The following is a 21,121-nucleotide window of genomic DNA, read 5'->3' as shown; positions in this document are numbered from 1 at the left end:
GTGTCGGATTTATCCGACACCGGCCCTCGATCCACGACTCTCACGAGTCGGGACGACAGGATTTGAACCTGCGACCCCTTGACCCCCAGTCAAGTGCGCTACCAAGCTGCGCCACGTCCCGATGCGTTTCCTCCCGGTGTTCCGGGCGGCTGCGCAGGACAAACATTACCTCACTCCGAGGACCGGATCGACGCCCCCACCTGCTGGGCGCGGGTCGCCAGCCCCTCCGCGCCGCAGGTGGTGGCGAGCTTCTGGGCTCGGGCGACCTCCCGGCGGGAGCGGATCGCGATGCCGTACTCGAAGCGGGCGAGGGCGTGCTCGTAGGCGGAGGAGGATGTCTCCAGATGGCGTACGGACTCGGCCAGCAGGTGGGTGGCCTCCTCCGCCGGCGCGAAGAGGGCCACACAGCGCAGGGCCTCACCGATCGCCGTGTCCGTGCCGAAGCGTTCCGCGTGGACGCGCGCCCTGGTGGCCAGCTGGGCGGCCCGGACCGGGTCGGTGTCGGCCAGGGCGCGGGCGAGGTCCCCGGCCCAGGGTGCCCAGACGCCGTTGAAGCGGGCCCGGGGCTCCAGAGCCGCTCCCGCCGACTCGAGCTCGGCGACGGCCTCCTCCGTGCGGCCTTCGGCCAGCAGCAGTCGTCCGCGTACGCACGGGGCGTCCGGCAGGACCATCGCGCTGGGATAGGGCGGGCCGAAGTCGTACCGGTCGGCGACCAGCCGTGCCTCCGCCGTCCGGCCGCGGGCGAGCAGGGTGTCGACGAGGAGACAGGCGGCGTCCCAGTGGACGGGCAGGCCGCTGCCGGCCCGGTCGGCGAGGCGCAGCCCTTCGCGCAGGAAGCCCTCGGCCTCGGCGAGACGGCCGCGTCGGCGGTGCACGAGCCCCAGGAGGGTGTGCGCGAACGCGAGGTGCGCGCCGCTCCAGCCGGAGATCTCGAAGGCACGCACGGCCTCGCCGAAGAGCGCCTCGGCCCGGTCGAGCTGGTCGGTGAACGCGTAGGTGATGCCCACCATCGCGGGGAGCTCGAAGCCCCATTCGGTGTCGGTCCAGCCGAGCCCGCGAGCGGGCCGACCGTCGACGAGTGCCCGTTCGCAGAAGTCGACGACCTGTTGGGCGTTCTCGCCGCGGAGCATGGCGTCGAAGGCCCGCAGGGTGAGCAGGGCACGCTCGGCGTTGTCGCGGCCCTTGAGGTGGTCCGCGTTGCGGGCGAGGCGGGCCGACCGTGCGGGTCCGTCGTCCTCTGCGGCCTGCATGCCCTCCCACAGGAAGTGCGCGGCCTGGAGGCGCATCAGGCCGGGGCCGGGAGCGGTCCTGGACGCCTCGGCCGCCAGTGAGAGCGCCGCGTCCTTGAGCTGGTTGTTGTGGGACAGGGCGGAGGCGAGCCGGAAGGTGGCGTCGATCCGGAGCGTCTCGTCGAGCCCCGGCGTATCGAGCGCGGCGCGCAGGTGCTGCACCGTGGTGGCCGGCGAGGAGAGCAGCGTGGCGCAGCCCAGTTCGTACAGCAGCTCCGCGCGGTCGCCCGGGCGGGGCGGCTCGTCCAGGGCGCGTTCGAGGCAGCGCCGGGCTGCTTGCGGGGCACCGACCGCGAGGTGCTGCCGTGCTGCCTCGCGGAGCTGCGCGACCAGCTCCTGGTCGTCGTCCGGGTGCACTTCCAGCAGATGGCGGGAGGCCGCCGCGGCCCCGAGCCCGGCCTGGGTGATCGCCCAGGCCGCCCGTCCGTGCATGGCGGTGCGGGTCGCCGGCGGGATGGAGCGGTAGACGGCGGTGGCGATGAGCGGGTGGACGAATTCCAGCGGGTCGAAGCCGCTGACGATGCGGGCGTCCCGCAGCCGCGCCGTGCAGTCGGCGGCCTCCGCCGAGCTCATCCCGGCCAGCGTCGCGGCCAGTTCCTGTGAGATCTCGGTACCGAGCACGGCCGCGGCCCAGGCGAAGCGGTTGGCGTTGGTGCCCAGGCGTTCGAGTCGGGCGACGAGTCCGCTGCCCCGGGCCGACGCGCCGAGCTCGCGCAGGAGCCCTGCGGATTCCTCGACCGGTGCCAGTTCGCGGTCCTGTGCCTTGGCGACGAGTTCGACCGCTTCGTACGGGTTGCCGCCGGTGACGGCCCAGACCTCGCGGCAGAAGGGGTCGTCCGCGTGGTCACCCAGGCCGGCGCGCACCAGCTCGGCCGTGGCATCGGGGGTGAGCGCCCGCAACGCCACCCGGGTCAGCGCGGGGTGGCCCGCGGTCCCGCCGCTCTCCGGGCCGCGGGCGATGGCCCAGTCGGAGTTGCGGTCGGCGAGCTCCTGGGGGCGGTGCGCCTGGACGACCAGCACGGGCAGTTCGGACAGCCGGGCGGTGAAGCCGGCGAGCCAGGCGAGGGACTCACCGTCCGCCCAGTGCGCGTCGTCCACTATGAGGAGCAGCGGCCGATGGCTGAGGCGGGAGGCGAGCCGGGAAACGACGTAGTCGAGGCCGTCCCTGACACCTTGGGGGTCGGGCTGCGGTCCGCTGGGATCGGCGAGGCCCAGAGCGGGCGCGGCGATCTCGAACCAGTCGCCGAACAGGGCGCGGGTCTCGTCTGCGGGGAACCGGTCCAGCGCGGGCTGGAGCAGTTGGCGTACGACGTGGAACGGCACCGAGGTGACGGTCTCCCCGCCGCGTGCGGACCATATGGTGCAGCGGTCGGCGGCCATGGCCTGGATCTCTCCGAGCAGCGCGGTCTTGCCGATTCCTGCCTCGCCGCTGAAGACCAGCAGCCCGCCGGCTGCTTGTCCGCCGCACAGAGCGTCCAACGCCTGTGTGGCGGCGGCGAGTTCCGGTTCGCGCTCGTACAACGGCCGGGACGGCTTCATGCCTCCCCTTCCCAGGGTGGTTGCGGAGAGGACCGAGCCTATCCGCGCGCGGGTGCCCAAGGACAGGGTTCCCGTGGTTCTTCGCAGGTGCGAGGCACAATCGGTGGGTGGACGAATCTCGCAGGGACCGTGACGAGGAAGGGAGGGCGCGCAACGCGCGCCCCCGGGACGGGCTGGGGCGCCCCCTGCCGTACGGGACTCCGGGGGTGGAGCGGCAGCCCGAGGGTGTCGTCCGCTCCCCCGACGAATCGGTGCGGGAGGCCCAGCGGCTGCTGGACGCGGGCATGCCGTTCCATGCGCACGAGGTGTTCGAGGACGCCTGGAAGTCGGGGCCGGACGCGGAGCGTGAGCTGTGGCGCGGCCTCGCGCAGATGGCGGTGGGGCTGACCCATGCCGCTCGGGGCAACGCGCCGGGAGGCGCACGGCTGTTGAGGCGGGGCGCCGCCGCCGTGGAGGGATTCCGGGCGTCGGATCCGCACGGGATCGGTGTGGACGGGCTGATCGGCTGGGCGCGCGAGCTGGCGGGCCGGGTGGATCCTTCCGGGCCCGTGGCCGCGGAGGGATCCACCGGACGTCCGGGAGGGGGCGCCGGGGCCACTCCGGCTGTGGACGCGGCTGCGGAGGCACCCCGATTGCTGCGGGGGGACCGGGCCGGGGAGTGAGCGCTTGAGTGCGATAGGTTTTGCTCCTTCCTGACGGCGTGTTGATCACGCCCGTCACTTCATGTTCCATTCCTCGACCACTCGCTCAGGAGACGGACGCCCCGATGACCGACATCATCAACGGCCTCGGCCGTGCCACCGCGTACGGGGCCCTCGGCGTCGTACTGCTCGTTCTCGGCATATTTCTGGTCGACGCCCTGACGCCGGGCAAGCTCGGCCGCCAGATATGGGAGGAGCGCAACCGCAACGCGGCGCTGCTCCTCAGCTCGGCGCTGCTGGGCATCGGCGGCATCGTGTTCACGTCGATCTGGACGACGTACGAGGACTTCGGCAAGGGAATCGCCTCGACGGCCGCGTTCGGGCTGCTGGGTCTGATCATGATGGCCGTGGCCTTCCTCGTCGTGGACCTGGTCACGCCCGGAAAGCTGGGGGCCACGCTGGTCGAGCGGGAGCCGCACCCGGCGGTGTGGGTGACGGCGTCCTGCAATCTGGCGGTGTCCGCCATCGTGTCGGCGTCGATCGCCTGATCTCCCGGGTGATCCCACGGTCCGGGAGAACACCACGGTGCGCAGCCGTTACGATCCGGCGTCATGAGCACTTCTGACCAGGACCAGGACCAGGAACGACAGCAGGAGCAGGACCACGAGCCGGGCGAGAGCCCTGCGGCGATACCCGGGCCCGCCGCGCAGGAGCGGAGACTCACGCCACGTCAGGCGCGGCGGCTGCGGATCGTTCTCTCCTCGGTGGGCATGGCGGCGATGGCCGTCGTCCTGGCCCTGCGGATAGCGAGTCGTTCCTCGGTCCTTGTCGTCGGGGTCTACGGCCTCGCGCTCATCCTCTGCGGTGTGGTGATCGAGCTCAGCAGGAACGGCCGGACCCGGCTCGGCAGCTGGCTGCTGGGGGCCGGGCTGGTGGCGGCCGTCGGAGCGGACTGGCTGCTCATTCCCTGATCCGCCGTCCCGTCACAGGGCGGTGATCCGCACGGCCGTGCCGTCCGGATCGACCCGGTCGGCCCAGTCCGCCGCCAGGTGGAACGGTCTGCCGGGGACGGCGGCCGACAGCAGTCGCTGCCGGTGGAGTTCGCGCCCGTCCTGCGACACGAGGAGCAGCGGCCGGTACAGCCGCCGCGCGGTGCGCAGCACGTACCGGTCCTCCTGCGGTCGTGCCCAGTCCGGCCCCGTCACATTGGGGGCGATCCACCGCAGGGGGGCGTCGACGACCAGCTGTCGTCCGCCTCCCGCCGCTTCCTCGGTACCGGCCAGGCGGTGCAGTACGGGCACCGCCACGGCCCGGCCCTCCTGCGCCGCGAACCCCGCGCGTTCGACGGCGTGCAGCAGGTTCCCGACGGCGAAGACGCCCGGCCGCGAGGTCCGGAACGCGGCGTCGTACGCGGGCCCTCGGGTCCCGGGATCGAGGAGGAGCCCACCGCGCCTGGCCAGTTCGTGGTCGGGGACGAAGTCGCCGGTCAGGACGACGGTGTCGCAGCGCAGCGTGGTGGTGCGGCCGTCGTCGTGGCGCAGTGCGACCCCGGACAGCCGGGTCCTGCCCGTGAGTCCTGTGACGGTGGCGCCGGTGAGCAGCGGGGTGTGCCGGCTCCGCAACCGGGCCGTCAGGGACGGCTGGTCGGTGACCATGGCGACGACGTGGACCCCGGCGGCGCGCAGGGTGGCGGCGGCCGCGTGACCGACGGGCTCGCCGCCGACGACGACCGCCCTGGTGCCGATCCGCTGTCCGTACAGATGGACGGCCTGCTGGAGTTCCCCCGTGGTGTAGACGCCGGGAGGCCGGGTGCCGGGGATCAGCCGGGCGCTGCGCGGCCGTTCGCGGGCGCCGGTGGCGAGGACGACGGCCTGGGCGGTGATCCGTTCGAGTCCGGCCGGCCCGGTGGTCTCGACGGTGCGGGGACCGGCCCAGCCGGTGACGGTGACTCCGGTGCGCAGGGCGGCGCCCGCTGCCACCGCCGCGGCCACGCTCCGCCGGGCGTAGGCGGGCCCGGTCGTCCCCTTCTGTGCGTACCCGGATCCGGTCGCCGCTGCCCAGGCGTACGCGGACCGGGCGAGGCGTCCGCCGAATCCGCCGTGGTGGCAGTGGCGGGGGATCCCGCCCGCCTCCTGCTCGCGTTCCAGGATCTCCACCCGGCCCGCGCCCGCAGCGGCGAGTTCGGCTCCGGCGGCGAGGCCCGCGGGGCCCGCGCCGACGATCAGGACGTCCACCTCGCGTGCGTTCCCCGTCACGGTCGCTCCTCCTCGAACAGGGCGCGGACGGCGGCGCCGCAGTAGAAGCCCTGGCACCGTCCTCCACGGGCCCGGGTGCGGCGCCGCAGGCCGTCCAGGGAGTGCGGCGGGATCGTCGAGGCCAGTGCGTCCCGGATCTCGCCGAGGCTGACCTGTTCGCAGTGGCAGACGAGGGTGCCGTACGCCGGATCCTCGGCGATCAGGTCGGCACTCCGGTAGGGCCGGGGGAAGGCGTCGCCGAGGCTGGGCATCGTCAGGGGCGGAAGTGCGCGTGGTGCGGTGAGGTCCAGGCCGGTGGCGGAGAGCAGTCCCATCACATGGCGGCCGATCGCCATGGACGCGGTGAGACCGGTGGATCGGATGCCGCCCACGGCGACGTAGCGCAGGCCGGGGTACTCCTGGATGCGGTAGTCCTCCTGCCCGGTGGCGGCGCGCAGGCCCGCGTAGACGGCGGTGATCTCCTCGTCGAGGAGCTCGGGCACGATCCGGCGGCCCTTCTCGCGGAGCAGCTGCAGGCCGTCGGCGGTGGACCCGGTGGCGGTCTTGTCGTCGAGCTCCTCGGCGGTGGGGCCGAGGAGGACGTTACCGAACACGGTCGGCGCGACCAGGACGCCCTTGCCTGCCGGGCCGGGGACCGGCAGCAGGATGTGTCCGACGAGCTCGCGGGCGAGCTTGTCGAAGACGATGAGCTGCCCTCGGCGCGGGGTCACCGTGAACACGTCGTGACCGAGCAGGCTGTCGATCTCGTCGGCGTACAGCCCGGCGGCGTTGACCAGGTAGCGGGTGCGCAGCGGGCCGCGTGAGGTGGTGAGCGTGTGGCCGTCGGCGTCGCTGCCGATGTCCTGCACCCGGCAGTTCAGGTGCAGGTGGACGCCCGCCCGGACCGCCTGGGTGGCGAAGGCGAGCGGGGTGGTCCAGGGGCAGATGATGCTCTCGTCGGGGACCTCCAGCGCGCCGAGGGCGCCGGGCCCCAGACGCGGTTCGCGGGCCCGCAGCTCGTCGGCGCCGATGATGCGGGAAGCGTGGTATCCGTTGCGTGCGGCCTTGTCCCGCAGCCGGGGCAGCGCGGCGAGCTGGTCCTCGTCCCAGGCCACGAGGAGGGCTCCGACCCGCTCGACCGGGATGCCGGTGTTGGCGGCGTAGTCGGCGAGGAGGTCCCGCCCTTCGCGTACGAGGCGGGCCTCCAGCGATCCGGGTACGGCGTCGAAGCCGGTGTGCAGGATCGCGGTGTTGGCCTTCGACGTGCCGTTGCCGATGTCGTCGGCCGCGTCGATCAGGGCGGTGCGCAGCGGGTAGCGGGCCAGTTCGCGGGCGATGGCCGCTCCCACGACGCCGGCGCCGACGACGGTGACGTCGTACGTGCCCTTCTCGCCCTTCTCCGAGGGCAGGGGGCCGGCTGTGGTGAGGGTGACGGTCACGCGCGCTCCAGCAGGTTGTCCACCGCGGCGCGGAAGCCCGCGAGGCGCTCCGACGCCTCCTCGGGACCGATCCGTGGCTCGTACACGGCGGAGGGCCGCCACTCGGGTGTCGCCCGGCTCGGCGCCAGCCCCGGATCGAGCCCGAGCCTCGCCACCACACCGGCGCCGAGCGCGGTCGCATCGGGCAGCGCCGAGACCTCGACCGGTCGTTGCAACAGGTCCGCCTGGGTCTGCATGAGCAAGGAGGAGCGGGTCAGCCCGCCGTCGACCCGCAGCGTGGTCAGCGGGGCGCCCAGGTCGGACCCGACGGCGTCGGCCAGGGCGACGACCTGTGCGGCGATGCCCTCGCAGAGGGCGCGGACCAGGTGGCCCGCGGTGGTGTCGAGGCCGAGGCCGGTCACGGACCCGCGCAGGTCGCTGCGCCACCAGGGGGCCGCGAGGCCGGCGAGCGCGGGGACGAAGGTGACTCCGCCGGTGTCGCCGACCGAGGCGCCCACCGGGTCGAGGTCCGCCGCTCCGGAGATCACCCCGAGGTCGGTGAGCCAGCGAACTGCCGAAGCAGCCGTGTAGACCTGACCGTCGAGGCAGTAGTCCGTCCGCCCGCCGAGACGCCAGGCGACACAGCTGACCAGGCCGGTGGAGCCGGTGCTGGGCCGGCTGCCGGTCTGGGCGAGGAGGAACGCCCCGGTGCCGTAGGTGCATTTGGCCTGGCCGGGTTCCAGGGCGTTCTGCGCCAGCAGCGCGGCCTGCTGGTCGACGAGGAGGCCGGTCAGGGGGACCTCTCCGCCGAACGCGGTGGTGGTGCCGACCGGTCCGGCGCAGTCGACGACGGCGGGCAGCCGCTCGTCGGACAGACCGAAGATCTCCAGGGCGGCGGGCGACCAGCCGACGTCGTGGAGGCCGAGCAGCTGGGTGCGCCCAGCTGTGGCGGCATCGGTGACGAAGGCTCCGGTCAGCTGGTGGACCAGCCAGGAGTCGCTGGTGGTCACGACCCCTTCCCGGGTCAGCTCGCGGCGTATCCACGCCATCTTGGGCGCGGCGAAGTACGGGTCGAGCGGCAGCCCGGTCAGCCGCTTCAGCTCGTCCCCGTGTGCCGAGAGTTCGCCGCAGATCCCTTCCGCGCGCCGGTCCTGCCAGACCACGGCGTCGGTGAGCGGCCGTCCGGTCGCCGGGTCCCAGGCCAGCACCGTCTCGCCCTGGTTGGCCAGGCCGACGGCCGCCACGGGTTCGGCGGCGTCCGCCACCGCCTGTCTGCCGGCGTCGATGACCGACCCGATCAGCTCGGCGGGATCGGCCTCCACGAGGCCTCCCGCGCCGTAGCGCGGGCGCACGGGCGCGGAACCGGAACCGATCACCCCCCGCTCGGGACAGATCACCAGTGCCTTGGTTCCGGAGGTCCCCTGGTCGATGGCTAGTACCGGCTCTGTCAATCGACGCTCCAGCCGTGCGGACCGCCCGGACCCGGGCGGAATCGTGATCATCTGCTCCCTCCGCCCACAGTCGTGCAGACCACGCCCTGCGTCAACCCTCTCCAGAACATCCTGTCCGGAGCCGCGGGCAGGCATCAACGTCCGGTGACAGGCCGCTACTTGAGTAAGATCCGCGGAGTCACCGGAAGGCGGGTGCCGAGCGCTCTACACTTCCCGCCGAGTGGACAACCGGACGATGACCAACGGCGGTTCACGACCGAACAGCCCAACCCCCCACGTTCCATGAGGATTCATGACGAGAAGAACCTGCGCCGTGCCGCTGTGCCCGGCTCACCGCCCCGCCCCCACCGCGTGTTCAGGGGCGGGGCGCGTATATGGCTACCGGTGATTTCCGGCCGGTCTATCACCCCGCGGGGCACGATCACGCGTTGCGTGTGGCGTTACAGGACCTTCGTACCGGCCGATGGCTCGCCATGCGGAATCTACTGGAGAGCACACCGGACTGGGCGCTGTGGACCCAGCGGACCCAGGTCCTCGGGGCCGTGGCGGCGGGCTCCGACACCGTGCACGCCTGGCTCGCCGAGGAGCCGAGGAGTGTGGCGGCGACGGTGATGCACGCCCGGGTGACCGTCGAGCGGGCAGTCCGGGCCCACAGGGAGAAACGCCCCGGCGCACAGGAGTTGTGGCAGGAGGCGTGGGAGGGGTGCCGCTCCGCCGCGCACGCCTCGCCCGCGGACCCGGTGCCATGGGTCTGCCTCCTCGCACTGTCCCAGCTCGACGAGGGACAGCGCCTGGAGGAGCACCGGCTGCTGCCGCCGGGCCCGATGCTGTTTCCCGGCCCGTGGGGGCTGCTGGCCGAGGCCGACAAGCGCGATCCGTTCAATCGCGAGGCCTACCACCGGATGCTGCAGTTCGTCTACGCGCGGCAGGCGAGCGGCACGCTCTCCGAGGCGGTCAACTTCGTCCAGTGGGCGGCCTCTTCCGCTCCGGAGGGCTCGGCGCTCCATGTGCTGCCGCTCTACGTCCGGGTGGAGCGCTACCGTCGCGAGCACGGCAACGAGCGGGCACTTGACCTGCACTGGGTCACCGAGGACGGCGAGCGGGACGCCCGGCGGGCCCTGCGTGTCTGGTTCGCGGCCGCCGACCCGGCCGCCCGGTCCCTGCTCGATCTCAACCATCTGGCCCACGCGCTGTGGGGTTCGCTCCGGTTCGCCGACGCCGCACCGGTGTTCCGGGCCATGGGCCCGTACTACACGTCGGTGCCCTGGGCCCATCGCACCCGCACCCCGCAGGATCCGGCCGGCGCCGAGGACGTGTTCCTCCGGGCCCGGGGCCGCTGTGTGACCGCCGAGCACGAGCCCGGGAGGGAACCGCACGGCTGACCGGCCGGTGCGCGGCACCACCCCACGTACTTTCCCGTCCCCCCATCCCCCACCTGGAGGTCGTCTCCATGTCCATATCCGCCTCGACCCCGTCGAGCACGGAGCCCGCGCCGCAGAAGGACGAAGAACAGCGGCTGCGCGAGCTGGGCTATCAGCCCGTACTGGCCCGCCGTATGGGCGGCTTCGGAAACTTCGCGATCAGTTTCTCCGTCATCTCGATCCTCTCCGGCTGCATGACGCTGTACGGCTTCGGCATGTCGACCGGCGGCCCCTCCGTGATGCTCTGGGGCTGGGCCGGTGTCGGCCTGTTCGTGCTCTGTGTGGGCATGGCCCTGGCCGAGGTCACCAGCGCGTACCCGACGTCGGGGGCCCTCTACTACATGGCCGACCGGCTCGGTGGCCGCAAGTGGGGCTGGTACACCGGTTGGCTGAACCTGCTCGGGCTGCTGGGCGCGATCGCCGGAATCGACTACGGGGCCGCGCTGTTCACGGGCGCCCTGCTCAATCTGCAGTGGGGGTTCGATCCCACCCCCGGCTCCACGATGGTGATCTTCCTCTGCATCCTGCTGCTGCACGCCGTGCTGAACCTCTTCGGAGTGCGCCTGGTCAGCGTGCTCAACTCGATCAGTGTCTGGTGGCATCTGGCCGGTGTGGCCGTGATCGTGACGGTGCTGGCGATCGTGCCCTCGAACCACCAGTCGCCGTCGTTCGTCTTCACCGAGTTCGTCAACGACACCGGCTGGGAGAACCCGATCTATGTGGCGGCGATCGGTCTGCTGCTGGCGCAGTACACCTTCTGCGGCTACGACGCCTCCGCCCACCTGTCCGAGGAGACGTCCAACGCGTCGGTGACGGCGGCCAAGGGCATCGTCCGGGCGATCTGGGTCTCGTGGATCGCCGGTTTCTTCCTGCTGGCCGGACTGACGTTCGCCATCCAGGACTACGCGGGCACCCAGAACAGTGCCACCGGGGTCCCGCCCGCCCAGATCCTGATCGACGCGCTGGGCACGACGGGCGCCACCGCCATGCTGCTGATCGTCATCGCGGCTCAGCTGTTCTGCGGCAACGCCGAGGTCGCGGCCGCGAGCCGGATGGTCTTCGCCTTCAGCCGTGACAACGCCCTGCCGGGCTCCGCGCTGTGGCGCAAGGTGAGCGCGCGCACCCAGACCCCGGTGCCCGCCGTGTGGCTCTCGGTCGGTGTCGCCGCTTTCCTGGCGGTGCCGTCGCTGTACTCCGCGACCGCGTACGGAGCGGTCACGGCCATCAACGTCATCGGGATCACGCCCGCGTACGCCATCCCGATCTATCTGAAGCTGCGCGCCGGGGACCGCTTCGAGCGCGGCCCCTGGCACCTCGGCCGCTGGTCGAAGCCGATCGGCTGGATCGCCGTGGTGTGGGTCGCCATCGTGACCGTGCTGTTCCTGCTGCCGCAGTCCTCGCCGGTGACCATCGACTCCATGAACTACGCGTCGATCGCCCTGGTCGCCGTGCTGGTCCTGGCCACCGTGTGGTGGTTCGTCGCGCGCCGCTCGTACAGCACTCCCGCCGCGTACGGTAACGCCCGTGAGCAGGCGGAGATCGCCGAGGGCATCGTCTGACCGTCCGTCCCCCGGGCGGTCTTCAGCGCAACAGCAGCTGGAGGCCGCCCAGGACGGTGGCTCCGATCACGATCCGGTCGAAGAGCTTCTGGTTGATCCGGCCGACGCAGGCGCGTCCCAGGTACGCACCGGGGATGACGAAGAGCACGAGCGCGGCGTCCAGCAGCAGCGACCGCGCGTCGATGAGGCCGAGTCCCACGCTGAAGGGCACCTTCGAGGTGTTGACGATCAGGAAGAACCACGCCGACGTCCCGAGGAAGCCCAGCTTCCGGAAGCCCGCCGAGAGCAGATAGAGCGACATCACGGGGCCGCCCGCGTTGGCGACCATGGTGGTGAATCCGCCGAGCACTCCGTACGAGCGCGCCTTGAGCCGCCCGCCACGCGTCGGACCGTCCTCGTCGTCCTGTTCCGCTGCCGGCTCGGGCCGGGCACGCCGACGCCAGATGGTGACTCCGGCCATGAAGAGCAGGATCGCGCCGATCGAGGTGCGTACGGCATCGTCGTCGGCCCACACCATGAAGACGGTGCCCGCCACCACGCCCACGGCGACGGCGGGGAACAGCCGCAGCAGGGTCGGCCAGTGGGCGTGACGCCGGTAGACCAGCACGGCGATGATGTCGCCCGCGATCAGGATCGGGAGCAGCACCCCGGTCGATTCGCGGGCCGGGAGGACGGCCGCGAAGACCGCGAGGCTGATCGTGTTGGCACCGCTGACCGCCGTCTTCGAGAAGCCGACGAGCATGGATGCCGCCGCGAGTGCGGCCAGTTGCCAGAGTGTGATGGTGTCCATTCCGGATCAGATGGTAGACACATCTTCTCTTCGGCGGATCATCATTCCATCCTCTGACCGCCTGGAGTGCGGGACCCTCGCTATGCTGCGATCGCTCACGGAAACGTTCAAACGAACATCGCACAGCGGTAGGCAAGGGGGCCAGCATGCGGGAGCCGGTTGAGCTGAGGCGCAAGCGCATTCTCGCGGTGGTGCACGCGCGCGGCGCCGTCAAGGTGAGTTCGCTCGCCGACGAGTTGGACGTCTCGGCGGTGACGCTCCGACGGGACGTGGAGGAGCTGGCCAGGACGGGGATGCTGCGGCGTGGTCACGGCGTGGTCCGGCCGATGGGGGACGCCGGGCCGACGACGGCCGTGCCGGCCGCGCGGAGCGGTGAACCGGCCGGGGAGGGGGCCGCGATCGCCCTGGTGGTACCGGAGCGGCATTCGTACCTCTACGAGACCCTGCACGGCGCCAGGACGGCCCTGGAGGAGGCCGGGGCACGGATCGCCCTGCACATCGCCCCGCAGATGGCGGGGGCCGAACGTCCGCAGGTGGAACGGGCGCTGGCAGCCGGAGTGCGCGGCCTCCTGATCGCCCCCCGGTGGCGCAGCGCCGCCGGCGAGGAGGCGGACTACGGCTGGCTCGCCGAGGTGGGGGTGCCGACGGTCCTGATGGAGCGGCGGCCTCGTCCCGGCAGCGCGCTGCACGCCGTGGACACGGTGTGCTCCGACCACTGGTACGGGATCCACCTGGCCGTGGACCATCTGGTCTCGCTCGGCCACCGGCGGCTCGTCCTGGCCGCCAGGAACGACAGCCCGACGGCGCGGTCCATACGGGCCGCGTTCGCCGAGATCGCGTCCGCGCGGCCGGAGGTGGAGGACTGGTCGGTGGTGCTCAGCTCCCCGAACGCCGGCCCGGGCGAGCCGGGCTCGCGGGAGGAGGTCCCCGACCTCGCGGCGCTGCTGCGGGAGCGGGGCGTGACCGGGGCCGTCCTGCACGGCGACGAGGACGCGCTGATGCTGGTCCAGCGACTGGCGGAGAGCGGGATCCGGGTGCCGAGGGACTGCTCCGTGGTGGCGTACGACGATGTCGTCGCGGCCCTGGGCAGCACGGCCCTCACCGCGGTGGCACCGCCGAGGGCCGAGATCGGCCGGGCCGCGGCCGAGCTGCTCCTGTACCGACTGGGCCACCCCGCCGGCACCACCGGTCCTGCGCGCAGGACGGAGCTGCTCCCCCGGCTCGAAGTGCGCGGATCGACCGGTGAGTTGTCCCGACCGACAGACTGATCGTTTGAACACTTCAAGCTTCTTTTGATCGATCTATTGACCACTATCGATCAGCCGATCAGTATTCCCCGTGTCTCGAATCAGGAGCCGCGGGAGGCGCACATGCCTGGTCGACAGAGCCGTCGATCCGTGCTCGCCACGATCGCCGCACTGCCTCTGACAGGCGCACTCAGCGCCTGCGGAGGCGGTGGCGGAGACACACGATCGGGCGGTACGAGCAGTACCGGCAGGACCGTAAGCAGCAGGACCGGCAGGAAGACGCGGATCACCTTCTGGTCCGCCCTGCGGGGCAGTCAGGAGGTCGTGGACGCGTTCAACCGCGGGCACGACACCATCGAGGTCGATTACCAGCAGGTCCCCTCCGGGGCCCAGGGCGGCTACGCCAAGCTCAGCAGCGCCGCACGGGCCGGAAACGCCCCGGACGTCGCCACTCTGGAATACCCCCAGGTCCCGGGCTTCGCCATCGACGGTGTCTGCCGCGACATCACGGATCTGGTCGGCGAAGGGCTGCGCGCGAAACTGCTGCCGCAGGCCCTGGGACTGACCACCTTCGAGAAGCGGGTGTTCAGCGTCCCGCTCGACATAGAGCCGATGGTGCTGCACTACCGCACCGATCTCTTCGAGCGGTACGGGCTGACCGCGCCGCGCACCTGGGAGGACTTCGAGGACGCGGCGAGGACCGTGCGCGGCAGGAGCGGCGACCGTCGGATGGCGCTCTTCCCGACGGACGGTGACACCCATCTCGCCGCGTTCGCCTGGCAGGCCGGGGCCCAGTGGTTCGACACGGCGGGCGGCGCCTGGAACGTCTCGCTCGCCGATGCCCCCACCCGTCGTGTGTCCGCCTTCTGGCAGCGGCTGACGGACCAGGACCTGGTCTTCATGAACGCCGTGGAGAGCCGGCAGAGCGATGTCCAGATCGGCGACGGTCTGGTGCTCAGCAGGCTCAGCGGCGCGTGGGACGCCGGCGCGCAGATGAAGGCCCGCCCGGCTCAGAAGGGCAGGTGGGCCATCGCGCCGCTCCCCCAGTGGGATCCTGCCGACCCGGGTGTCGGGACCCATGGCGGCTCGACCTTCGCGGTCACCAAGGACAGTGCGCACCCGGAGGCCGCGATGGAGTTCATCGAGTGGCAGGTCTCGCATCCGGACGCGCTGCGCGCCCGGCTCTCCAGCGGCGCGAGCAGCCAGTACCCCGCCGCGCCCGGGCTCGTCGATGTGGGCCGCAAGGCCTTCGACCGCGCCTACTACGGCGGCCAGGACATCTACACCCTCTTCGAGCAGGAGGCGCACAAGATCCGCCCGGGCTGGACCTGGGGCCCCCGGATGACGGCCACCGGCAAGATCATGAAGGACGGACTGGCGCGGGCCAGCGGAGGCCAGGGTTCCATCCTCGGGGCGGTGCGGTCGGCGCAGGAGGGCACCATGCCGGACCTCAAGGCACTCGGCCTCTCCACCACCCGGCGCTCCACCTGACCGGCGTTCCGCATCCCGTTCCCAGCAGCAGAGAGGCAGGTGACACCCATGACCAGTACCGCCCCCGTGTCCGTACCGGCGGACGCCACCGCTCGGCCGTCACCGAAGAGGCCGGCCGCCGCCGCGCCGGCACCAATGGCCCGCAGGTCCGCCCGGCGGCGTGAACTCGGCGCCTGCGGCGTCCTGATGACACCCTTCTTCGTCCTTCTGGTGACCGTCTTCCTGATCCCGGTCGCCACCGCCGTCTACCTGAGCTTCTTCAGCGACGACCAGCCCGGGCTCGGCTTCGGCCCCGAGCGGACGGTCTTCGCCGGTCTCCGCAACTACACCGCCGTGCTTGCCGACCCGACGTTCCTCGGCGGCCTCGGCATCGTCGCCCTGTACTGCGTGGTCTACATCCCGCTGATGGTGATCGGTGCCCTGGTGCTGGCACTGCTGCTGGACTCGGGCGTGGTCCGCCTGCGGGGCACCGTCCAGCTCGCACTGTTCCTGCCGCACGCCGTGCCGGGCATCATCGCGGCCCTGATCTGGCTGTATCTGTACACCCCAGGCATCAGCCCGGTCATCGACCTGCTCGGCAGGGCCGACATCACCATCGACTTCCTCGGGGTGCACACGGTGCTCCCGTCCATCGTGAACATCGCGCTGTGGAGCAACCTCGGCTACAACATGGTCGTGTTCTACGCCGCCCTGCAGGCGGTCCCCCGCGAGGTGATCGAGGCGTCGGTAGTCGACGGCGCGGGCCCCGTCCGCACGGCCCTCCAGGTCAAGGCCCCGCTGGTGAGGTCCTCGATCGTGATGGTCGCGATGTTCACCCTCATCTTCGCGCTCCAGCTCTTCACCGAACCGATGCTGCTGAGCCAGTCGACCCCGATGATCAACTCGCGCTTCTCGCCCAGCATGTACATCTACGACGCCGCCTTCACCCGCAACAACTACGGTCTCGCGGCAGCCGCCTCGGTCATCCTGCTCCTGTGCACGATCGCCCTCTCCTACGGCGTCACCCGCTGGACCAACCGCGCCAACGCTGCCGAGGAGGGCGCCCGATGAGCGCGTCGACCGTATCCCGCACCGCCTCGCCCCTGCGGCCCCGGCTCCTCGGACGCTCAGTCGTCAACCTCGTGGTCTTCGTTTCGGTGCTGTACACCCTGCTGCCGGTGCTGTGGCTGGTGCTCGCCTCCGCCAAGAACAGGGACGCGCTGTTCAGCAGCGACTTCCTGTCGCTGACCGACTTCTCCTTCGTGCAGAACATGAAGGACCTGTTCGCCATGGACGGCGGGCTGTACGGACGGTGGTACGGAAACAGCCTGCTGTACGCGGTACTCGGCGCGGCGCTCGGCGCCCTGATCAGCGTCGCGTGCGGCTACGCCTTCGACAAGTACCGCTTCGCCCACAAGGAGAAGCTGTTCGGCATGGTGCTGGCCGCCGTCATGGTGCCGCAGACGGTGCTCGCCCTGCCGCTCTACCTGATGGCCTCCTCCACCGGTCTCGTGAACACCTTCTGGGCGGTCTTCATCCCCGTCCTGTTCAATCCGTTCGGGGTCTACCTCGGCCGGATCTTCAGCCAGGGGTACGTGCCCGACGAGGTGCTGGAGGCCGCGCGGATGGACGGCGCGGGCGAACTGGCCGCCTACTTCCGGGTGGCGCTCCGCATGCTGGGGCCGGGGTTGGTCACCGTCTTCCTCTTCCAGCTCACGGCCATCTGGAACAACTTCTTCCTGCCCATGGTGATGCTCTCCGACCAGGACCTGTATCCGGTCAGCCTCGGCCTGTACTCCTGGAACAGCGCCGCGTCCGTGTCCCCCGAGTACTACCCCGTCGTCATCATGGGCTCACTGCTCGCGGTGCTGCCCCTGATCCTCGCCTTCGCCCTGCTCCAGCGCTTCTGGCGGTCCGGACTGACGGCGGGTGCCGTCAAGTAACCGTGCCGCCCCGCCCGGACCACCGCACAGGAGAACCATGCCCAGCACTCCCCCCGCCCACCGCCGGCCGCGCGCCGCGCTCGCCATGGGAGCGGACGCCGCAGCCGCGGTGCTCTCCCCCGACTCCCTGGCGGCGCTGGCCGGGGTGTGCGCCCTCGCACCCGTGCCCGCGATCGACGACTTCACGACCGGTGAGGCCCGGGCCGTACTCGCGGACACGGAAGTCCTGATCACCGGCTGGGGCTGCCCGCCGATCCACGCGGGGGTCCTGGACGCCGCACCCGCGCTGCGGGCCGTCGTGCACACGGCGGGCACGGTACGCGGCCATGTCACCGACGCCTGCTGGGACAGGGGCATCGAGGTGTCGTCGGCCGCGGCGGCCAACGCGCTGCCCGTCGCGGAGTACACCCTGGCGATGATCCTGCTGTCCGGCAAGCGGGTCCTGGAGCGGGCCCGCGACTTCCGGGCCACCCGCATGCGCGACGCCTGGCTCGCCACCCCGCCCGACGTGGGCAACTACCGCCGCACGGTGGGCATTCTGTCCGCCTCCCTGATCGGCCGACGGGTCATCGAGCTGTTGCGCCCCTACGACCTGCGGATACTGCTCCACGACCCGTACGTCACGGACGAGGAGGCCGCCGGGCTCGGCGTCCGCCCCGTCACCCTGGCCGAGCTCTTCGAGGAGAGCGACGTGGTCAGTGTCCACACACCGCTGCTGCCCGCGACCACGGGGCTGGTCAGCCGCGGACTCCTCGCCTCGATGCGGCCCGACGCCGTCCTGATCAACACCTCACGGGGCGCGGTCGTCGACCAGGACGCCCTCACCGACGTACTGCGGACGGACCGCATCCGGGCGGTGCTCGACGTCACCGACCCCGACCCGCTGCCTGCGGACCATCCGCTGTGGGACTGCGACAACGCGATCATCACCCCTCATCTCGCGGGGTCCCAGGGCAACGAACTGCGGCGGCTGGCCGATCTGGCCGTCGGCGAGGTCGCCCGCTGGGCAGCGGGCGAAGGCTTCGCACATCCCGTACGACGCGAAAGGCTGGCATTCCTCGCATGACCTCCACCCCCTTTCAACTCCCCTCCGAGGACCGCACGACGAGCCCGTACACCGGCTACACCAGGGCCCACTGGGAGGCAACGGCGGACGGACTGCTGGACGCCGCCTGGAAGTGGGCGACCCCCGGCCGGGCCCTCCTCGACCTGCCGGGCCGTCCCTCGCGCTCCGGGGTCAGGTCCGACGGCCTGGAGGGCTACGCCCGTACGTTCCTCACCGCCGCCTTCCGGGTCGCCGGCGCGGAGGGCAAGGACCCGCACAACTGGCTCGAGCGGTACGCCGACGGGCTCACCGCAGGTACCCGCACGGCCGGACGGGACGACGCCGAGTCCTGGCCGTTGATCCTGGACCACACCGTGTTCGGCCAGCCGATGGTGGAGTCGGCCTCGGTGGCGATCGGGCTGCGGCTGACCCGGCCCTGGCTGTGGGACCGGCTCGACGCCGCCACGCAGGACCGGGCCGAGGAGTGGCTGCGCGGCGCCCTGCGGCACACGCCGGCGCCCAACAACTGGTACCTCTTCCCCTTCTCCGTCGCCGGGTTCCTCGAGTCGGTCGGCCGGGGCGACGCGGAAACGGCCCGGGCCCGGCAGCGGGCGCTCGACCTGCTGGAGGTCTGGTACCGCGGCGAGGGCTGGTACGCAGACGGGGACGGGCGCGCCTTCGACCACTACAACGGCTGGGCGCTGCACCTGTATCCCGTACTGGACGCATATCTGTCGGGTGACGCGGAGCTGTCCGCGCACTACGGCGCGCGGCTGACCGAGCATCTGGAGAGTTTCTCGCTGATGTTCGGTGCGGACGGCGCTCCGCTGCACTTCGGGCGCTCCCTCAGCTACCGCTTCGCGGCGGGCGCGGCGGTCGGGATGGGTGCGGTGTCCGGGCACACCCCGTTGGCTCCGGGGGTCTCGCGCCGGCTGATCAGCGGCTCGCTGCGGTACTTCCTGGAGCGCGGTTCGGCCGGGGACGACGGTCTGCTGAGCCTGGGCTGGCACGGTCCGCACGACGCGACGCTCCAGGTGTACTCCGGTCCGTCCTCTCCGTACTGGGCGTCGAAGGCCTTCGTCGCCCTGCTCGCGCCGGCGGAGCACCCGCTGTGGACGGAGGACGAGGAGCCCGCACCGAGCGAGGGCCCGGACCGGGTGCTGTCGCTTCCGTCGCCGGGACTGCTGGTGCAGTCGACGCGGGCGGACGGCATCGTGCGGCTGCACAACCACGGCAGCGACCATGTCCGGCCGCACGAGGCCGAGACCGCGGACATCTCCGACCCGCTCTACGCCCGCCTCGCGTATTCCACGGCCACCGGTCCCACGGCGTCCGCGAACACGGCGGACAACCATCTCTCGCTACGGATCGCCGGCTCCCGCAGCAGCCGTGTCCGCATCCACCCGCTGGGCGCGGGCCACGGCGAGGGCTGGGGCTGGGCAGCGTCCTGGCACTGCCCTGTCTTCCCGGACGGCCCGCCGACCTGGCCGGGTCTGCGGGTGGAGAGCGTGACCGTCGTCCGGGGGCGGTACGAACTGCGGGTCCACCGGATCCTGGGCGCACCCGCCGGGGCGCGGGCGGAGCAGACGGGCTGGGCGACGGCCCCCGAGGGCCCGGCGCGTTCCGCGCTGCACGGACTGCACGGCTGGGCGGACCAGGAGGACGTACGGGCCCCTCAGGGCACTGCGTTCACCCGGTGGGCGGTGCTGCCCCGGCTGGGTGCCGACGTGGAGGGAACCGACGTACTGGTGGCACTCGCCTCGCTCACCGCCGAGCCGGACGCCGGCCCTCTCGCCTCGGCGGTGAGTGGGGTGGACGTCAACGGGGAGTCGGTCGCGGTGCGCTGGGCCGACGACGGTTCGACGACCCGCATCGCCTTCGCGCCGCTGGAGGTCGCCCACGGACTCTGACGGCCTGAGCCGGGGATTCGACGGCAGTCGGCGGCAGCCTTTCGAGGTTGCCGCCGACTGCCTTGTCTTGTCCGCTTCGCCCGCAGAAGGCCCGTCGAGCGGTCGCGACGGAAACAGAATGCGTCGGGCGCATTAACAGAGAACTGCGGAATCGGTAATGCAGTGCGACTGTTGTCGATTCCTCGCAGAACCCCCTCAATTCCTTTCCGAAACTCACGCCACACAGTTACGCTGAGGCCGCTTCGCCGAGTGGCGCAGCAACTGCCGAAACGCCCAGGGAGGGGCGTGGGCCGCAGTTTCCGGGGGTGTGGGAAATTCAGGAACGGTCTCGCCATGCGCGGCTTTCGGGTTGACGGTGCGCGCCTGTCGGAACCAGCTGTTCATTCGGCGGATCACCCGACGAGCCGACCGGAATCCGTCGCGGATATTTCCTCAGGCCCCGGAATTCCTTTTGACGACAAGTGAGGAAGACCTGTGCGACGCATCACGTCCGTTTTTCTGTCCCTGAGTGCCATCGTCGCGGCCTCCGCGCTGGCCGCGTCCCCGGCCGGAGCCGCACCGCGGGCAGACGGACCGGTCGCCGTACCCAGCGGATGGACGGCGGTGGACGGCGCCGAGCTGGCGCGCATCGCCGAGGGCACGGACACGCGGCAGGCCCCGTTCGCCGCCGGTGAGGGAGTCTCCACCGCAGCCGCGGAAACCGAACTCGTGGCCCTGCAGTCGGCCCGCAACGCGCAGTTCGTCGCCACCGAGGTGAACTACGCCGCTCCGAACACCGGTGCGCTGCGGGCCCGCTCCCTCGAAGTCGGCGGCTCGTGGGAGGGCTTCGCCTTCGAGTGGGACGACACCTCCGCGACGTTCGCCATGAAGTCGCTGGCGAACAACCGCTACGTGGCGGTCGAGAAGAACTACACCGGCAGCGCGCAGAACGTGCTGCGTGCCCGTTCCACGAGTGTGGGCGGCTGGGAGCGGTTCGTCCTGTACTACAACGAGGTCCTGGACCGCTATGCGCTCCAGTCCACGCTGAACGGGCTCTTCGTCGCCATGGAGAACAGCTACACCGGATCGCTCCAGTACGCGCTGCGCGCACGCTCCACAGACATCACCGGAGCCTGGGAGGAGTTCGTCATCTACGACCTCGGCGTCTGACCTGAGGGCTGTCCC

17 protein-coding genes and 1 tRNA gene are annotated in these 21,121 nt (G+C 71.5%); 12 read left to right on the top strand and 6 right to left on the bottom strand.

All coding sequences use genetic code 11. The features are described from left to right. Positions 1 to 47 precede the first annotated feature (47 nt). Positions 48 to 121 (bottom strand) — tRNA-Pro (locus ACFWFI_RS24645). Positions 122 to 170: 49 nt separating this feature from the next. Next, complete coding sequence (locus tag ACFWFI_RS24640) at positions 171 to 2,828, bottom strand: ATP-binding protein (protein WP_387394074.1); 2,658 nt, start codon at positions 2,826 to 2,828, stop codon at positions 171 to 173. A 107-nt stretch (positions 2,829 to 2,935) separates the two neighbouring features. Here ACFWFI_RS24640 and ACFWFI_RS24635 point away from each other — a divergent pair, with 107 nt between their 5' ends. From ACFWFI_RS24635 to ACFWFI_RS24625, 3 genes are all read left to right on the top strand, one after another. Further along, positions 2,936 to 3,490, top strand: a complete 555-nt coding sequence (locus ACFWFI_RS24635) for a DUF309 domain-containing protein (protein ID WP_387394072.1) — start codon at positions 2,936 to 2,938, stop codon at positions 3,488 to 3,490. A gap of 104 nt (positions 3,491 to 3,594) precedes the next feature. Further along, positions 3,595 to 4,017 (top strand): DUF350 domain-containing protein, encoded by a 423-nt coding sequence (locus ACFWFI_RS24630; protein WP_387394070.1) that lies wholly within the window; start codon positions 3,595 to 3,597, stop codon positions 4,015 to 4,017. Positions 4,018 to 4,080: 63 nt separating this feature from the next. Beyond that, positions 4,081 to 4,440, top strand: coding sequence for a hypothetical protein (locus ACFWFI_RS24625; RefSeq protein WP_387394068.1), 360 nt, complete (start codon positions 4,081 to 4,083; stop codon positions 4,438 to 4,440). A 12-nt stretch (positions 4,441 to 4,452) separates the two neighbouring features. On the opposite strand, the gene ACFWFI_RS24620 is transcribed toward ACFWFI_RS24625, so the two are convergent. Genes ACFWFI_RS24620 through ACFWFI_RS24610 form a run of 3 tightly spaced genes read right to left on the bottom strand, consistent with a single transcriptional unit; the run spans position 4,453 to position 8,572 of the window. Next, positions 4,453 to 5,724, bottom strand: coding sequence for an FAD-dependent oxidoreductase (locus ACFWFI_RS24620; protein ID WP_387394066.1), 1,272 nt, complete (start codon positions 5,722 to 5,724; stop codon positions 4,453 to 4,455). Next, entirely contained in the window at positions 5,721 to 7,142 is a 1,422-nt protein-coding gene (locus tag ACFWFI_RS24615; RefSeq protein ID WP_387394064.1) for an FAD-dependent oxidoreductase, read from the bottom strand. Before ACFWFI_RS24615 ends, ACFWFI_RS24620 begins: the two co-directional genes overlap by 4 nt. After that, positions 7,139 to 8,572, bottom strand: a complete 1,434-nt coding sequence (locus tag ACFWFI_RS24610; RefSeq protein WP_387394062.1) for an FGGY family carbohydrate kinase — start codon at positions 8,570 to 8,572, stop codon at positions 7,139 to 7,141. Before ACFWFI_RS24610 ends, ACFWFI_RS24615 begins: the two co-directional genes overlap by 4 nt. 374 nt (positions 8,573 to 8,946) lie before the next feature. Here ACFWFI_RS24610 and ACFWFI_RS24605 point away from each other — a divergent pair, with 374 nt between their 5' ends. After that, the gene (locus ACFWFI_RS24605) at positions 8,947 to 9,954 is read left to right on the top strand and encodes a hypothetical protein (protein WP_387394060.1); all 1,008 of its coding nucleotides are present in this window, start codon (positions 8,947 to 8,949) and stop codon (positions 9,952 to 9,954) included. 68 nt (positions 9,955 to 10,022) lie between these two features. Further along, positions 10,023 to 11,552, top strand: a complete 1,530-nt coding sequence (locus tag ACFWFI_RS24600; RefSeq protein WP_387394058.1) for an amino acid permease — start codon at positions 10,023 to 10,025, stop codon at positions 11,550 to 11,552. Between the two features lie 22 nt (positions 11,553 to 11,574). Here the strand turns inward: ACFWFI_RS24600 and ACFWFI_RS24595 are convergent, their stop codons facing one another. Further along, a complete protein-coding gene (locus ACFWFI_RS24595; protein WP_387394056.1) occupies positions 11,575 to 12,342 on the bottom strand; it encodes a sulfite exporter TauE/SafE family protein in 768 nt (255 codons plus the stop codon). Positions 12,343 to 12,488: 146 nt separating this feature from the next. On the opposite strand from ACFWFI_RS24595, the gene ACFWFI_RS24590 reads away from it, so the two are divergent. The 7 genes from ACFWFI_RS24590 (at position 12,489) to ACFWFI_RS24560 (ending at position 21,106) form a co-directional block, all read left to right on the top strand. Further along, positions 12,489 to 13,610 (top strand): substrate-binding domain-containing protein, encoded by a 1,122-nt coding sequence (locus tag ACFWFI_RS24590; protein ID WP_387394054.1) that lies wholly within the window; start codon positions 12,489 to 12,491, stop codon positions 13,608 to 13,610. Positions 13,611 to 13,712: 102 nt separating this feature from the next. Further along, entirely contained in the window at positions 13,713 to 15,080 is a 1,368-nt protein-coding gene (locus tag ACFWFI_RS24585; protein ID WP_387394052.1) for an ABC transporter substrate-binding protein, read from the top strand. A gap of 48 nt (positions 15,081 to 15,128) precedes the next feature. Beyond that, complete coding sequence (locus ACFWFI_RS24580; protein ID WP_387394050.1) at positions 15,129 to 16,130, top strand: carbohydrate ABC transporter permease; 1,002 nt, start codon at positions 15,129 to 15,131, stop codon at positions 16,128 to 16,130. Further along, positions 16,127 to 17,002, top strand: coding sequence for a carbohydrate ABC transporter permease (locus ACFWFI_RS24575; protein WP_387394048.1), 876 nt, complete (start codon positions 16,127 to 16,129; stop codon positions 17,000 to 17,002). The genes ACFWFI_RS24580 and ACFWFI_RS24575 overlap by 4 nt, the downstream gene beginning before the upstream one ends. 37 nt (positions 17,003 to 17,039) lie before the next feature. Next, positions 17,040 to 18,068, top strand: a complete 1,029-nt coding sequence (locus ACFWFI_RS24570; protein ID WP_387394046.1) for a hydroxyacid dehydrogenase — start codon at positions 17,040 to 17,042, stop codon at positions 18,066 to 18,068. After that, complete coding sequence (locus ACFWFI_RS24565; RefSeq protein ID WP_387394044.1) at positions 18,065 to 19,957, top strand: DUF2264 domain-containing protein; 1,893 nt, start codon at positions 18,065 to 18,067, stop codon at positions 19,955 to 19,957. The genes ACFWFI_RS24570 and ACFWFI_RS24565 overlap by 4 nt, the downstream gene beginning before the upstream one ends. A gap of 483 nt (positions 19,958 to 20,440) precedes the next feature. Next, positions 20,441 to 21,106 (top strand): fascin domain-containing protein, encoded by a 666-nt coding sequence (locus tag ACFWFI_RS24560; protein ID WP_387394076.1) that lies wholly within the window; start codon positions 20,441 to 20,443, stop codon positions 21,104 to 21,106. The last annotated feature ends 15 nt before the right edge of the window (positions 21,107 to 21,121 follow it).

Origin of the sequence: Streptomyces sp. NPDC060209, from assembly GCF_042728155.1 — a bacterium.
In the GTDB taxonomy this organism is placed as follows: domain Bacteria; phylum Actinomycetota; class Actinomycetes; order Streptomycetales; family Streptomycetaceae; genus Streptomyces.
Note: the sequence above shows the minus strand (reverse complement) of the source record. Positions and strands in the feature narration are given on the sequence as shown.